We start from the raw sequence: 13,976 nt of genomic DNA, 5'->3' as shown, positions 1-13,976 counted from the left end.
GTCCGTCGACACTGAAACACGGCCGGGGCGTCGCCATGCCCCTCCGCCGCCTCCGGAGGGCTCCGTGATGCGCAAGACCGGGGACTGGGCCCGGCGGGCGCCGCTGATGCCGGCGCTGGTGTTCATGATCATCGTGACCCAGCTGCCGTTCGTGGTCACCATCATCGTGTCCTTCATGGACTGGAACGCCTACTACCCCGAGGAGCGCGGGTTCGCCGGCGTCGACAACTTCCGCCGCGTGCTGACCGACGCGAACACGCGGAACGCGATCTGGGTGACGATCCTGCTGACCGCCGGCGTCGTCCTGATTAGCCTGGTCCTCGGGCTGCTGATCGCGTTGCTGCTGGACCGGAAGTTCCGCGGTCGCGGCGTGGTCCGGACGATGATGATCACGCCGTTCCTCGTCGTACCGGTGGCCGCGGCCCTGCTGTGGAAGCACGCGCTCTACAACCCGACGTACGGGCTGTTCAACGGCGTGCTGAGGTGGATCTTCGGTGACAACGCGCCGCAGCCGGACTGGATCAGCAACCAGCCGTTGTGGGCGATCATCTTCGCGCTGGTCTGGCAGTGGACGCCGTTCATGATGCTGATCCTGCTGGCGGGGCTGCAGAGCCGTCCGCTGGACGTGATCGAGGCGGCCGGGATCGACGGGGCGAACCAGTGGGAGATCTTCCGCTACATGACGCTGCCGCACCTGCGGCAGTACCTGGAACTGTCCGCGCTGCTCGGCTCGATCTACGTCGTGCAGAACTTCGACGCCGTCTTCACGATCACGTCCGGCGGCCTCGGTACGGCGAACCTGCCGTACACGATCTACCAGACCTTCTACACCGCCCACGACTACGGTCGGGCCTCCGCGGCCGGCGTGATCGTGGTGATCGGCACCATCGTGATCGCGACACTGGCGCTGCGGTCGGTGTCCACGCTGTTCCGAGAGGAGACCGGGCGATGACCGGCCAGGTGACCATGGTGAAGGGGCGGAAGAGCCGCGGCGGATTCGCGTTGACCGGGCTGGCCTGGATCGTCGGGATCCTGTTCGTGCTGCCGGTGCTGTGGATGCTGCTGACGTCGTTCCACTCCGAGGAGGACGCGGCGAAGAACCCGCCCGACCTGGCCGCGCCGCTGACGCTGGACGGCTACCGGTCGTTCTTCGACACCGGGCCGTGGCCGTCGATCGCGAACTCGCTGACCGCGAGCATCCTGTCCACCGCGCTGGTGATCCTGCTCGCGTTCCCGGCGGCGTACGCGCTGTCGATCCGGCCGGTGCGCAAGTGGACCGACGTCCTGTTCTTCTTCCTGTCCACCAAGATGCTGCCGGTGGTGGCCGGCCTGCTGCCGATCTACCTGTTCGCGCAGTCGGTCCGGTTCCTGGACAACATCTGGCTGCTGATCATCCTCTACACCTCGATGAACCTGCCGATCGCGGTCTGGATGCTGCGCAGCTTCCTGTCCGAGGTGCCGGTGGAGATCCTCGAGGCCGCCTCGGTCGACGGCGCCAACCTGTCCCGCACGCTGCGATCGGTGGTCGCGCCGGTGGTGACACCGGGCATCGCGTCCGCGGCGCTGATCTGCTTCATCTTCAGCTGGAACGAGTTGCTGTTCGCCCGGGTGCTGACCGGCACGGTGGCGCAGACGGCCCCGGTGTTCTTGACTGGGTTCGTGACCAGCCAAGGACTGTTCCTCGCCAAAGTCTGTGCCGCGTCGATCGTGGTGTCGCTGCCGGTGCTGATCGCCGGGTTCGCCGCCCAGGACAAACTCGTCCAGGGGCTGTCGCTGGGGGCGGTCAAGTGACTGTGCTCTCGTCGAAGGTTCTGGATGCCCTGGGCAACGAGGTCGGTGTGCCGTCGTACGACCGGACGGCGGTACGCCCGGGGATCGTGCACTTCGGGGTCGGCGGTTTCCACCGGGCCCACCAGGCGATGTACCTGGACCGGTTGATGAACGACGGCAAGGCGCTCGACTGGGGCATCGTCGGGGTCGGCGTACTGCCGCAGGACCGGCGGATGTACGACGTACTGACCGCGCAGGACCACCTGTACACGCTGGTGGTGAAGTACCCGGACGGGACGCTCGAGCCGCGGGTGATCGGGTCGATCGTGGACTACCTGTTCGCGCCCGACGACCCGTCGGCGGTGCTGGACCGTCTCGTCGACCCGGCGACCCGGATCGTGTCCCTGACGATCACCGAGGGCGGGTACCACGTCAACCAGGTGACCGGGGAGCTCGACACCTCGGACCCGGGGCTGACGGCGGACCTGGAGCCGGGTGCCACGCCGGTCAGCGTCTTCGGGTTCATCGTCGAGGCGCTGGCGCGGCGGCAGGCGGCCGGGGTGGCGCCGTTCACGGTGATGTCGTGCGACAACATCCCCGGCAACGGGCACGTCGCACGGAAGATGCTGGCGTCCTTCGCGCGACTCAAGGACCCGGACCTCGCGGAGTTCCTGGAGACCGAGGTGCGGTTCCCGAACTGCATGGTGGACCGGATCACCCCGGTGACCTCGGACTCGGACCGGGCGGCGCTGGCGGAGCGGTTCGCGGTCGAGGACGGCTGGCCGGTGGTGTGCGAGCCGTTCACGCAGTGGGTGCTGGAGGACGACTTCGGTGGCGATCGGCCGCCGTATGAGGACGTCGGCGTTCAGCTCGTCGACGACGTGGAGCCGTACGAGCTGATGAAGCTACGGCTGCTGAACGCGAGTCACCAGGCGCTCTGCTACCTGGGCTACCTGGCCGGCTACCGCTACGCGCACGAGGTCTGCCAGGACAAGCTGTTCGTCGACTTCCTGCTGGGCTACATGGACGTCGAAGGTACGCCGACCTTGCCGCCGGTGCCCGGGGTCGACCTCGATCGCTACAAGCATCAGCTGATCGAGCGGTTCGCGAACCCGGAGGTGCGGGACACGCTCGCCCGGTTGTGCGCGGAGAGCTCGGACCGGATCCCGAAGTGGTTGCTGCCGGTCGTCCGTGAGCAGTTGGCGGCCGGGCGGGAGATCAAGCGATCGGCGCTGGTGGTCGCAGCCTGGGCGCGGTACGCCGAGGGCGTCGACGAGCAGGGCGAGCCGATCGTGGTGGTGGATCGGTTGAAGGACAAGGTCATGGAGCGGGCGCGGCACAACCGGGAGAACCCGCTGGTGTTCATCTCGGATCCGGACCTTTTCGGTGACCTGGCCTCGGATCCGCGCTTCGTCGCGGAGTACACCTCGGCTCTGCGGTCGCTGCACGAACGCGGCGCCCGGGCGGCCCTCGAAGACCTGGCGGGTTGATGGCTGTCGACGATGCCACCATGCGGGTGGCCGTACTGCGTGGCGTCGGCGACGTGGTCACGGAGCGGCGAGCAGCGCCGCGCCCGGGGCCCGGCGAGGTCCTGGTGAAGGTGGCCGCCGTCGGGGTGTGCGGGTCCGACACGCACTACTTCGACCACGGCCGGATCGGCAGGTTCGTCGTCGATCAGCCCCTCGTCCTCGGGCACGAGGCGTCGGGGGTCATCGTCGAGCTCGGCCCGGGAGTGACCGGCCGGACGATCGGCGACCGGGTGTCGATCGAGCCCGGCCGGCCGGACTTCACCTGCGAGCAGTGCCTCGCCGGCCGGTACAACCTGTGTCCGGACATGCGGTTCTTCGCGACCCCACCGATCGACGGCGCCTTCGCCGAGCTGGTCGTCGTACATCAGGCGATGGCGCACGTCGTACCGGACAGCGTGAGCGACGAGGCGGCGGCCCTGTTGGAGCCGTTGTCGGTGGCTGTCTGGGCCTGCGGCAAGGGCAGGGTGGGTGCCGGTTCCCGGGTGCTGGTCGCCGGCGCCGGAGCGATCGGACTGCTGTGTGTCCAGGTCGCGCGGGCGCTCGGCGCGACCCGGATCGCGGTCTCCGACGTGAATCCCGCACGCCTCGCGGTGGCGTCGGAGCTTGGTGCCACCGACGTGATCGACGCCCGTACGGCGAGGTTGGCCGAGCTGGACTGGTCGCCGACGGTGTTGCTCGAGTGCTCGGGTCATCCACCCGTCGTCGCCGAGGGCATCCGCGCTCTCGCCGCGGCCGGCCGTGCCGTCCTCGTGGGGATGGGTGGCGACGAACTGCCGTTGCCGCTGTCGTACGTGCAGGAGCATGAGATCGAGGTGACCGGGACCTTCCGCTACGCGAACACCTGGCCGACGGCGATCGACCTGGTGGCGAGCGGCCGCGTCGATCTGGACCGGCTGGTGACGAGCCGGCACGGACTGGAGCAGGCGCCGGAGGCGCTGGCCGCGTCGCGCCGGGACCCTGCGGCGATCAAGGCCATGGTCCGTCCCGGAGGGTGAGCGGTCCCTGGACCCCCGGCACCTGCGGCCACACCCGGTCCGGCTGCGGGTGCCGGGCCGCTTGTGGACAGCGCCGTACGCGGTGTGGCGCGGGCGGTTAGGGTTGGTTCCGCCCGCGCTCACGAGGAGGCCGAAACATGAGTCAACCAAGGCTTGTCGCCGGTGTGGACTGTTCCACGCAGGCGACGAAGGTGGTCGTGTGCGACGCCGACTCAGGCGAGGTATTGCGGGAAGGTCGCGCACCGCATCCGGACGGGACCCAGGTGGATCCGGCCGAGTGGTGGAAGGCGTGGGAGATCGCGTCCGACGGGTTGCTCGACGGCGTCGAGACGATCTCGATCGGCGGTCAGCAGCACGGCATGGTCCTGCTGGACGACACCGGTGAGGTCGTCCACCCGGCCGTGCTGTGGAACGACACCTCGTCCGCCGACGCCACGGTCGAGCTCGTCTCGGAGCTCGGTGGTCCGTCGGAATGGGTTGCGGCGATCGGTTCGGTGCCGGTGCCGAGTTTCACGGTGACCAAACTGCGGTGGGTCCGCCGGGCCGCGGCCGATGCGGCGGCTCGTGCGTCGGCCGTCGTACTGCCGCATGACTGGCTCACGCACCGGCTGGCTGCCGACCGTCGCGGGATCGACGGGATCAGCACCGACCGCGGCGACGCGTCCGGGACGGGCTGGTGGTCGCCGTTCACGAACGACTACCGGCCGGACCTGGTCGAGCTTGCCTTCGGGCGGTCGCTGCAGTTGCCGCGCGTTGCCGGGCCCGCGGAGATCGTCGGGCAGACCGCCTCCGGTGCCGCGCTTGCCGCCGGCACCGGTGACAACATGGCGGCCGCTCTCGGGCTGAACTTGCAGCCGGGTGACGTCGCGGTTTCCCTCGGCACGAGTGGTACGGCGTTCGCCCGGTCGGCGACCCCGACCTCGGACGCCAGCGGGCTCGTCGCCGGCTTCGCCGACGCCACCGGCGGATACCTGCCGCTGGTCTGCACGCTGAACGCAGCCCGGGTCCTGTCCGCCACGGCTGAACTGCTCGGCATGGACCTCGAGACGTTCAACGAGGCCGCGCTGACCTCGTCCGGCTCGAACGGCCTCGTGCTGCTGCCGTACCTGGATGGGGAACGTACGCCGGACCTGCCGCATTCGACCGGTCTGATCTACGGACTGACCCGGGCGACGATGCAACCCCAGACGATGGCCCGGGCCGCCGTCGAGGGTCTGCTGTGCGGCCTGGCCGACGCTGTCGACGCCCTCCGCGCTCAGGGTCTTCCCGTCCAGCGCGTCCTGTTGCTGGGCGGTGCGGCCCGGTCCCGGGCCGTCCAAGCCCTGGCCCCGGCCCTCCTCGGCGCCGAGGTCATTCTCCCCGAGCCGGCCGAGTACGTCGCCCTGGGCGCCGCCCGCCAAGCCGCCTGGGCACTCTCCGGCGCCGACACCCCACCCACCTGGCAGATCCCCACCGGCAAACCCGAACCCTCCACCATGACCGACGCCGAGGCCGCCACCGTCCGCGCCCTCTACTCCCACGTCCTCACCAACACCCGCCCCGTCCTCTCCACCCCCTACAACCGCTGACAACCCGTACGCCGTACACCCGGAGCCGATCGGGTGCGCGCTACGTCGTACGCCTGAAACGGGGTGGTGGGAACAGTGGCAGAGCCTTCGACGAAGAACCGGCACGGAAAGCGGCGCTGGCGACGTCGCACCCGAGGGCGGTGGCACTTCGACCGCGTGGGCTTGATGTGTGTCGTCGCTGCCGTCGTCTTGGCGGGGGTCGGGTACTCCGAGATCGAGGACCTCTATCTGCTCCAGCGACGGGGCGTGGTTGTCGAGGCGAAGGTTGTCGACGAGTACCAGGCTGGGAGGTCGGCCGAGCGGATCGACGTGCGGTTCGTGACCCGGGACGGCCTGACTGTCGAGACCAGCACCTCGAATTACCTGGAGGCCGAGACCGGTAAGACCATTCAGGTGGTCTACGACCCGGCCGAGCCGACTCGCCTCCAGGCCGCCGACTACGGTTTCGATTACTGGCTGCCAGGCGTGTTCTTCGGCGGTTCGTCACTCGTGATGCTCACTATCGGCACTTTCCGGTTCCGCGGCGGACGACGCCGAGCCGCTGCGTGTCCGCAGGCGAAGCCGTGAGTGGGGCGCGATCTCACTTTGGCGGCAGGGGACAACACCCTGAGGACACGCAGCCGTCAAGCGGCAGCAAGGTGTCACGGCCCGGATTGTTCCCCCGGCTAGGTGACACTCGGGGTGCGGCGATGTGGAGGTGGGGTGGATGGCGGGCGGGGTGTTGCCTCCTGTGCCTGACCAGTTCGGGGAGCCGAGGCCGCCTGCCGCGCCGCGGGTGGTGGGGGCCTGGGATGCCGAACGGTTCCGGGTGACGGCGGCTCACCATCAGGTCGCCGACCGGTTGTTCGTTCCGTCCACCGGGCAAGGTGATCCCCTGCTCGAGAGCGTTGCGGCTCGGCGCCCGAGCGGACGGTGGCGGTGGGCCGTGTTGGCTGCGCTCGTGGCCGTGCTGCCGGTGAGCGTCGTACAAGCCGTCATCATGTGGTTCGCCGCGGGGGATCGGCCGCTTCATTACCTGATCTTGGCGGGAATTGTGGCCGGCGCGATGCTGCTGTTCTTCTGGCGCGCCGCTTCAGACCCGACCGTCATCCTGCGTGCGGGCGCTCGCTCCGTCGCCGAAGTCGACGCGGACGGGGACGGCCTCGACCTGCCGCTCTACGAACTGCGCTCGATCAGCGTCACCGACTCGATCCGGGGCCGAGCGCTGCGGATCGTCGGGCCGAACAACCAGCGGCTCACCCTCCCACTCGGCTTACTGGAGTCGAACCAACAGCTGTGGGACCTCGTCTACAACGGCATCCGGCACTCGGCCTCCGCCGGTGCGGAGATCGATTCACGGACCCGGCAACTGTTGAAGCTTTAGAGCGGGTCTGCCACGTGGCGGGGGCCGAGGGGGTCTTCTGTGGGTGGCGTCGGGGTGCGTCGGGTGGCGTTGGTGAGGGAGCGTTCGGGGAGCCAGATGACGAAGGTGCTGCCGACACCCACCTCCGAGTGGAGGGCGACGGTCCCGCCGTGGGATTCGGCGATCTGGCGGACGATCGCGAGACCGAGTCCGGCGCGGCGCTGACCGGTCGACGGCACGGTCGCGGGCGGCTGGCGCTGGCCGGAACGGTAGAAGCGGTCGAAGACGCGGTCGGCGTCCTCGGCGGCGATCCCGGGACCTTCGTCGCGTACGGCGATCCAGGCCCAGCCGTTGCGGCTGCCGACAGCCAGCACCAACTCGCTTCCACCGCGGGCCAGCCGGACCGCGTTGGAGAGCAGGTTGTCGACCGCCCGCCGCAGCGCGGACGCGTCCCCGGCAGCGATCGGCCCCGGCGACAGACGCCGTACGACGTGTAGTTCGCGATCGGCCGCCAGCAGTTCGTACTCCTCCGCCGCCTCGCCGGCGATCGCGGCCAGGTCCACGTCGGCGTCGACGAACGCCGGTGACGAACGGCGGGCCGACGCGAGCAGGTCCTCGACGAGCCGGGTCATCCGCTGGATCGCCCGGCTCACGATCGCGATCGCCTGGGCCCGGTCCTCGTGCGTGGTGTCGTCGTGTGCGAGGACCGCGTCGACGTTCGCCTGGATCACCGCCAAGGGATTGCGCAGCTCGTGCGACGCGTCGTCCACCAACTGCCGTTGCGCCACGAACGCCGACTCGAGCCGGTTGAGCATGTCGTCGACGGTGTCGGCCAGGTTCCGCAACTCGTCCCGCGGTCCGTCCAGCGCGATCCGCCGGGACAGGTCGGTGGCCGAGATCTCCTGGGCGGTCGCGGTGATCCGCCGTACCGGACGCAGCGCCCGGCCCGACAACCACCAGCCGGTGCCGAGACTGACCAGGAACAGCGCGCCCATCCCCGCCGCCGAATAGTTCCGCAGCGACTGCAGGGTCTGGTAGTTGACCGCGGACTCGATGCTGGACAGCTCCGCGGCCTCGATGACGTGGCCTTCCTTGACCTTCAGGTTCCCGTTCGAGTCCTTGTAGACCTTGTTGACGGTGATCGGGTTCAGCGGCTTCGGGTCCAGGTAGGCCGACAGCGCGACGTACACGCCACCGAGCAGCAACGCCGACAACGCGATCAGTACGGCGGAATACGTCAACGTCAGCCGGAACCGGATCGTCTGAGCCCAGGGCGGGATCTTGGCACGCAGCGATTTCATGAGTCACCTCTGAGGCGGTAGCCGCGGCCGATGACGGTTTCCAGGACGGGTTCTTCGCCTTCCTGGGTGAGTTTGCGGCGCAGCGTTCCGACCGTCACCCGGACGCTCTGCGTGAAGGGGTCCGCGTTCTCGTCCCAGACGTGCTCGAGGAGTTCCTCGGCCGAGACCACGTGACCGGGTCGCGACATCAGGTACCGCAGTACGCCGAACTCCTTGAGCGTCAACGGAAGTTCTCGCCCGGCCCGGGTCGCGAGGTGGCGGGACGAGTCGAGCACCAGGTCGCCGACGTGCAGCTGCGTCGTTCCGTTCGTGACGTCGCGGCGCAGCAGGGCGCGGATCCGGGCGAGCAGCTCGACCAGCGCGAACGGCTTGGTCAGGTAGTCGTCCGCGCCCTCGTCGAGCCCGCGGACCCGGTCCGCCAGCGAGGCCCGCGCGGTCAGCATCAGCACCCGCAGTTCCCGGCCGGACGCCACCTCGATCTCACCCCGGCGTACGGCGCGGCACAGGTCGAGGCCGCTGGTGTCCGGCAGGGTGATGTCCAGGATCGCCAGGTCGTACGCCGTGGTCGCGAGCTTCTCCATCGCCTCGGCACCGGTCGTCGCCGTGTCCACGGCATAGCCGGCCCGGCCGAGTCCGGAGCGCAGCGCGCTGACCAGGCCTTCCTCGTCCTCCACCACCAGTAGTCGCACGACACCAAGGTAGCCGTCGGCGCGGTGTCGTCCAGCCTGCTCTTTCGCCGGACTTTCGTTCTGCTTTCCGGTCGTTTTCGCACTCCTTTGATGGTCTTGGGGCCAATCGACGAGAAGGAGTTCTTGATGAACGTCCCAGGTAAACGGCTCGTACTCGGTGCCGCCGTCGCGATGGCGGCACTCGGCGTCGGCGGGATCGCGTACGCGGCGACCGACGACCCGGCACCCGAGCAGGGCTACGTGACCATCGAGGAGGGCGCCACCTCCCCGTCGCCGGGCACCGGCTCGGAGAACGCCACCCCGGGTACGCCGAACGACGGCAGCGCCGGCCGCGACGGCTACGACTGCCCGGAGAAGAACGGACAGGGCCAGGGCGAGGGCCAGCAGGGTCAGGCCCAGCCGTCGCAGCCGCAGACCCAGCCCGAGCAGACCCAGCCGGACGCGGCCGAGAACGCATGACAGACGCGGACCCAACCGCCCTGGGCTCCCCGGATCCGGGTGTCCTGAGACGCCCGGATCCGGGGGCGAGGCCCCGGCTTTCGGAGTTCGAGCGGAGAGATCACATGGAGGTAGGTGTGGAAAGGCAAGAGGCTCGGCGGGGTGAGGTCGGGGTTTCGTCGGCCTTGCTCGAGCATGCGTTGTTCGAGGTGAAGCGGGTCGTCGTCGGCCAGGACCATCTGGTGGAGCGGATGCTGGTCGGCCTGCTGGCCCGCGGTCACTGCCTGCTGGAGGGTGTGCCCGGCGTCGCGAAGACGCTCGCGGTGCGGACGCTGGCCGAGGTGATCGGCGGTCGGTTCGCGCGGCTGCAGTTCACCCCGGACCTGGTCCCCGGCGACATCATGGGCACCCGGATCTGGCGGCCGTCGGCGGAGGGGTTCGACACCGAACTCGGCCCGGTGTTCGCGAACCTGGTCCTCGCCGACGAGATCAACCGGGCACCGGCGAAGGTGCAGTCGGCGTTGCTCGAGGCAATGGCCGAGCACCAGGTGAGCATCGGCGGCACCAGCTACCGGCTGCCGGACCCGTTCCTGGTCCTCGCGACCCAGAACCCGATCGAGTCCGACGGCGTGTACGCACTGCCCGAGGCGCAGCGGGACCGGTTCCTGCTGAAGATCACCGTGGACTACCCCAGCCCGCTCGAGGAGCTCACCATCCTGCAGCGGATGAGCTCGCACCGGCCGCACGCGAACGGCGTGCTCACGCCGGAGCAGGTCGCTCAGTTGCAGGCGGCAACGGATGACGTGTTCGTCCACAACGCGGTCGCGGAGTACGTCGTACGCCTGGTGCATGCGACCCGGGTTCCGCAGCAGTACGGCATCGACGATCTGCAAGGCGTGCTGGAGTTCGGTGTCAGTCCCCGGGCGACGCTGGGTCTGGTCGCCGCCGGACGGGCGCTGGCGTTGCTGCGCGGGCGGGACTACGTCCTGCCGGCCGACGTGTACGACGTCGCACTCGACGTCATGGCGCATCGTCTGGTCCTCACCTTCGACGCCCTCGCCGACGGAGTCGACCCTCGTTCCGTCGTCTCCCGCATCCTGCACACCGTCGAGCAGCCACACGTCGTCCCGGCGGACGATGCCCAGGGGTCGGCGGCATGACCGACACGGGTCCCGACCTGATCAAGGGGCGGGAGCGCGCTTTGCGGACGCTGGAGCTTTCGGTGAAGCGGAAGCTGGAAGGGTTCCTGCACGGTGAGATCACCGGGCTGCGGAGCGGTCCGGGCAGCGAGCCGAACGAGGCGCGTCCGTACCAGGCCGGCCAGGACGACGTCCGCCGGATGGACTGGAACGTCACCGCCCGTTCGCTCGAGCCGCACGTCCGTGCCCCGCTGGCCGAGCGGGAGCTGGAGACCTGGGCGTTGCTCGACGCATCGGCCAGCATGGACTTCGGCACCGCGCTCAGTGAGAAGCGGGACCTCGCGATCGCCGTGGTCGGGGCGGTCGGCCTGCTCGCCGACCGGCCCGGCAACCGGCTCGGCGTCCGCATCGCCGTCGGGGACCACCTGTCCCGGGTCCCCGACGTCGGTGGGGCCGCGGCACTCCGCCGTACCCTCAGAACGCTGTTGTCGTTGCCTAGGGCAACTCCCGGCGAGCACCCGGCCGTCCCGCTCGGCGCGGCCGTCACCCGGTTCAACCGCGAGCACCCGCGCCCCGGGCTGCGCGTGGTCGTCTCCGACTTCCACGACGACACCTGGGCGGACCCGTTGCGCCGGCTGGCCGCCCGGCACGAGGTGATCGCCGTCGAGGTGCTGGACCCGCGCGAACTCGAACTCCCCGAGGTCGGCCTGCTCACGCTGGTCGACCCGGAGACGGGCCGGCGGCGCGAGGTGCAGACCAGCAGCAAGAGACTGCGCCGGCGGTACGCCGACGCGATGACAGCCAAACGTGAACAGACCGCTCGCGACCTCCGGGCCGCCGGCGCGGCGCACCTCGTCCTGCGGACCGACACCGACTGGGTCCGCGACGTGGCCGCCTTCGCCACCGCCCGCCGGCGAGCGAGCATCCGCCGGAACCCGATGGGAAGGACCGGTATCCGATGAGATTCGAGCAACCCCTGTGGCTCTGGCTGCTGGTGCTGGTGGCGGCGCTGATCGCCGCCTACCTGGTCGCCCAGCGCCGCCGCAGCAAGTACGCCGTCCGGTTCGCGACCCTGCCGATGCTGGAGAAGGTCGCACCGACCCGGCCCGGCTGGCGCCGGCACGCGCCGGCCGTCGCGTTCCTGGCCGCACTGACCGTGCTGACGATCGCGATCGCCCGGCCGGTCGCCGACATCCGGGTGCCCCGTGAACGCGCCACCGTCGTGGTGGCGATGGACATCTCCAACTCGATGGCGGCCACCGACGTCGCGCCGAATCGGTTCGACGTGGCCAAGAGCGCCGCGGTCGAGTTCGTCCAGGAGTTGCCGGACCAGTTCAACGTCGGCCTGGTCTCGTTCGCCCGGACCGCGACCGTGGTCGCACCGCCGAGCACCAATCACCAGGCCACGATCGACGCGATCAACAGCCTCTCGATGACCGACAGCACGGCGATCGGCGACGCCGTCCTGACCAGCCTGCAGGCGGTTCGCTCGATCGATCCCGAGGACCCGCCGCCGGCCCGGATCGTGCTGCTGTCCGATGGCGCGAACACCTCCGGCCGCCCGATCGACGAAGCGGTCGAGGCCGCGACGCAGGCCGCCGTACCGGTGTCGACCATTGCCTTCGGGACACCGGACGGCACCGTGGACATCGACGGACGGACCATCCCGGTCCCCGCCGACACCGAGGCGCTGGAACGCCTCGCCGACGCGACCAGCGGTTCCGCGTACTCCGCCGAGAGCGACGAGGAACTGCGAAACGTCTACTCCGACCTCCAGTCGTCGATCGGCTGGACCACCGAACCACGCGAGATCACCAACCTGGTGGCGGGAATCGCCCTGGTCGCGGCGTTGCTGGCCGCGCTGGCCTCGCTGCTCTGGTTCTCGCGCCTCCCCTGAGTCGTGAGCGCCAGCCGTGAACGCCTCCCTCGAGCCGTGAAGGAGCCTTTGATGAGCCCTCATCTCGGTCACCCGTTCCGCGGGCCGCACTACGCGCCCGGTCCACCCCCTGCGCAGCCGGTGCCCGCACCGGCGCCGCAGGGCCCGTTCTCCGTCACCCCGGCTTCCGCTGGGTCGGCTCCCCCCTCTCCGGCCGCGGCACCTCAGGCCGGGGTGACGGACCCCCCTCCCGTCTCCGCCGGAAGTACGGCGGCACGTCGCGGGCGGATCCTGGTCGCCAGCGTCGCGCTGTCGATCGTGGCCGGCGGGCTGGCCGGCGCGGTCACGGGATCGCGTGATCCCGAGTCCGCGGCGGTCGAACTGCCCCAGGCGGCCGCACCACCCGCGGCCGCCCAGGGCTCCATCACCGCGGCGGCGGCGAGTGTGCTGCCCGGTGTGGTGTCGGTGCGGGCCGGCCGGGCGACCGGGTCCGGGTTCGCGATCGACCAGCAGGGGCACGTGGTCACCAACGCACACGTGGTGGAAGGAGCGAGCGATGTGTCGCTGGTCCTGTCGAACGGCCGGCGGGTCGACGCCGAGGTCATCGGGTCGGACGAGGACAACGACCTCGCCGTACTCCAGGTCTCGGCCGCCGACGCCGAGGGACTGCGCGCGCTCACGCTCGGCCGGTCCGCACAGTTGCGGGTCGGCGACCCGGTGCTGGCCGTCGGCTCACCGCTCGGCCTGGAAGGAACGGTGACCGCGGGGATCGTCAGCGCGGTCGACCGGCAGGCGCGGTTCGGTGACAACGGCAACCGTCAGTCGGCGATCCAGACCGACGCCGCGATCAACCCGGGCAACTCGGGCGGCCCGCTCGTCAACACCGCCGGTCAGGTGGTCGGCGTCAACACCGCGATCGCCACCCTCGGCACCACCTCCCGCTCCGGCAACATCGGCATCGGCTTCGCCATCCCCGTAGACCGCATGAAAACAATCGTCGAAGGCCTCATCAACTGACCCCCGGCCGAACTGACCGCCTCCGGCGGCGGGTCGCCCCCGGCGAACCGACCGCCTGCGGCGGTGAGTGTGGGAGGCCGGCGGACCGGCGAACCGACCGCCTGCGGCGGTGCGGGTAGGGGAGGCCGATGGACCGCCTCCTGCGGCGGAGGGTGGGGAGGCCGGTGGACGGCGTGGAGGCCGTCGTGGGGGCTCGTCGACCAACCTCCAACTCCCACCCACCCACCGCACCACCCACCCACCGCACCACCCACCCACCGCACCACCCACCCACCGCACCACCCACCCACCGCACCACCCACCCACCGCACC

The 13,976-nt window shown here is 70.1% G+C and carries 14 protein-coding genes; 12 read left to right on the top strand and 2 right to left on the bottom strand.

What is annotated here, in order from left to right:
* The first annotated feature begins 67 nt into the window (after positions 1-67).
* The 7 genes from ACYVOK_RS34570 to ACYVOK_RS34540 all read left to right on the top strand — a co-directional run bounded on the left by ACYVOK_RS34570 (position 68) and on the right by ACYVOK_RS34540 (position 7,225).
* The gene (locus ACYVOK_RS34570) at positions 68-952 is read left to right on the top strand and encodes a carbohydrate ABC transporter permease (protein WP_460666821.1); all 885 of its coding nucleotides are present in this window, start codon (positions 68-70) and stop codon (positions 950-952) included.
* Positions 949-1,791: a carbohydrate ABC transporter permease gene (locus ACYVOK_RS34565; RefSeq protein ID WP_460666820.1), complete on the top strand. Its 843-nt coding sequence runs from the start codon at positions 949-951 to the stop codon at positions 1,789-1,791. The genes ACYVOK_RS34570 and ACYVOK_RS34565 overlap by 4 nt, the downstream gene beginning before the upstream one ends.
* Positions 1,788-3,260: a mannitol dehydrogenase family protein gene (locus ACYVOK_RS34560; protein ID WP_460666819.1), complete on the top strand. Its 1,473-nt coding sequence runs from the start codon at positions 1,788-1,790 to the stop codon at positions 3,258-3,260. Before ACYVOK_RS34565 ends, ACYVOK_RS34560 begins: the two co-directional genes overlap by 4 nt.
* Entirely contained in the window at positions 3,260-4,294 is a 1,035-nt protein-coding gene (locus ACYVOK_RS34555; RefSeq protein WP_460666818.1) for an NAD(P)-dependent alcohol dehydrogenase, read from the top strand. The genes ACYVOK_RS34560 and ACYVOK_RS34555 overlap by 1 nt, the downstream gene beginning before the upstream one ends.
* 137 nt (positions 4,295-4,431) lie before the next feature.
* On the top strand, positions 4,432-5,862 hold the full coding sequence (gene xylB / locus ACYVOK_RS34550; RefSeq protein WP_460666817.1) for a xylulokinase: 1,431 nt from the start codon (positions 4,432-4,434) through the stop codon (positions 5,860-5,862).
* Positions 5,863-6,027: 165 nt separating this feature from the next.
* The gene (locus tag ACYVOK_RS34545; protein ID WP_460666816.1) at positions 6,028-6,429 is read left to right on the top strand and encodes a DUF3592 domain-containing protein; all 402 of its coding nucleotides are present in this window, start codon (positions 6,028-6,030) and stop codon (positions 6,427-6,429) included.
* A 361-nt stretch (positions 6,430-6,790) separates the two neighbouring features.
* Positions 6,791-7,225: a hypothetical protein gene (locus ACYVOK_RS34540; protein ID WP_460666815.1), complete on the top strand. Its 435-nt coding sequence runs from the start codon at positions 6,791-6,793 to the stop codon at positions 7,223-7,225.
* On the opposite strand, the gene ACYVOK_RS34535 is transcribed toward ACYVOK_RS34540, so the two are convergent.
* Positions 7,222-8,505 (bottom strand): sensor histidine kinase, encoded by a 1,284-nt coding sequence (locus ACYVOK_RS34535; protein WP_460666814.1) that lies wholly within the window; start codon positions 8,503-8,505, stop codon positions 7,222-7,224. The two genes, ACYVOK_RS34540 and ACYVOK_RS34535, sit on opposite strands and share 4 nt — an antisense overlap.
* On the bottom strand, positions 8,502-9,194 hold the full coding sequence (locus ACYVOK_RS34530) for a response regulator transcription factor (protein ID WP_460666813.1): 693 nt from the start codon (positions 9,192-9,194) through the stop codon (positions 8,502-8,504). The genes ACYVOK_RS34535 and ACYVOK_RS34530 overlap by 4 nt, the downstream gene beginning before the upstream one ends.
* Positions 9,195-9,320: 126 nt before the next feature.
* Between ACYVOK_RS34530 and ACYVOK_RS34525 the strand changes: the two genes are divergently transcribed.
* From ACYVOK_RS34525 to ACYVOK_RS34505, 5 genes are all read left to right on the top strand, one after another.
* Positions 9,321-9,653, top strand: a complete 333-nt coding sequence (locus tag ACYVOK_RS34525; protein WP_460666812.1) for a hypothetical protein — start codon at positions 9,321-9,323, stop codon at positions 9,651-9,653.
* A gap of 104 nt (positions 9,654-9,757) precedes the next feature.
* Positions 9,758-10,792: an AAA family ATPase gene (locus ACYVOK_RS34520; protein ID WP_460666811.1), complete on the top strand. Its 1,035-nt coding sequence runs from the start codon at positions 9,758-9,760 to the stop codon at positions 10,790-10,792.
* On the top strand, positions 10,789-11,733 hold the full coding sequence (locus ACYVOK_RS34515; protein WP_460666810.1) for a DUF58 domain-containing protein: 945 nt from the start codon (positions 10,789-10,791) through the stop codon (positions 11,731-11,733). The genes ACYVOK_RS34520 and ACYVOK_RS34515 overlap by 4 nt, the downstream gene beginning before the upstream one ends.
* Entirely contained in the window at positions 11,730-12,668 is a 939-nt protein-coding gene (locus ACYVOK_RS34510; RefSeq protein ID WP_460666809.1) for a VWA domain-containing protein, read from the top strand. The genes ACYVOK_RS34515 and ACYVOK_RS34510 overlap by 4 nt, the downstream gene beginning before the upstream one ends.
* A gap of 51 nt (positions 12,669-12,719) precedes the next feature.
* Positions 12,720-13,664: a S1C family serine protease gene (locus ACYVOK_RS34505; protein ID WP_460666808.1), complete on the top strand. Its 945-nt coding sequence runs from the start codon at positions 12,720-12,722 to the stop codon at positions 13,662-13,664.
* The last annotated feature ends 312 nt before the right edge of the window (positions 13,665-13,976 follow it).

Source organism: Kribbella swartbergensis, assembly GCF_054784135.1.
Note: the sequence above shows the minus strand (reverse complement) of the source record. Positions and strands in the feature narration are given on the sequence as shown.

Coding starts and splice junctions, on each gene's coding strand:
- ACYVOK_RS34570 (WP_460666821.1), top strand. CDS start 68: ATGCGCAAGACCGGGGACTGGGCCCGGCGGGCGCCGCTGATGCCGGCG.
- ACYVOK_RS34565 (WP_460666820.1), top strand. CDS start 949: ATGACCGGCCAGGTGACCATGGTGAAGGGGCGGAAGAGCCGCGGCGGA.
- ACYVOK_RS34555 (WP_460666818.1), top strand. CDS start 3,260: ATGGCTGTCGACGATGCCACCATGCGGGTGGCCGTACTGCGTGGCGTC.
- xylB (WP_460666817.1), top strand. CDS start 4,432: ATGAGTCAACCAAGGCTTGTCGCCGGTGTGGACTGTTCCACGCAGGCG.
- ACYVOK_RS34545 (WP_460666816.1), top strand. CDS start 6,028: ATGTGTGTCGTCGCTGCCGTCGTCTTGGCGGGGGTCGGGTACTCCGAG.
- ACYVOK_RS34535 (WP_460666814.1), bottom strand. CDS start 8,505: ATGAAATCGCTGCGTGCCAAGATCCCGCCCTGGGCTCAGACGATCCGG.
- ACYVOK_RS34525 (WP_460666812.1), top strand. CDS start 9,321: ATGAACGTCCCAGGTAAACGGCTCGTACTCGGTGCCGCCGTCGCGATG.
- ACYVOK_RS34520 (WP_460666811.1), top strand. CDS start 9,758: ATGGAGGTAGGTGTGGAAAGGCAAGAGGCTCGGCGGGGTGAGGTCGGG.
- ACYVOK_RS34515 (WP_460666810.1), top strand. CDS start 10,789: ATGACCGACACGGGTCCCGACCTGATCAAGGGGCGGGAGCGCGCTTTG.
- ACYVOK_RS34510 (WP_460666809.1), top strand. CDS start 11,730: ATGAGATTCGAGCAACCCCTGTGGCTCTGGCTGCTGGTGCTGGTGGCG.
- ACYVOK_RS34505 (WP_460666808.1), top strand. CDS start 12,720: ATGAGCCCTCATCTCGGTCACCCGTTCCGCGGGCCGCACTACGCGCCC.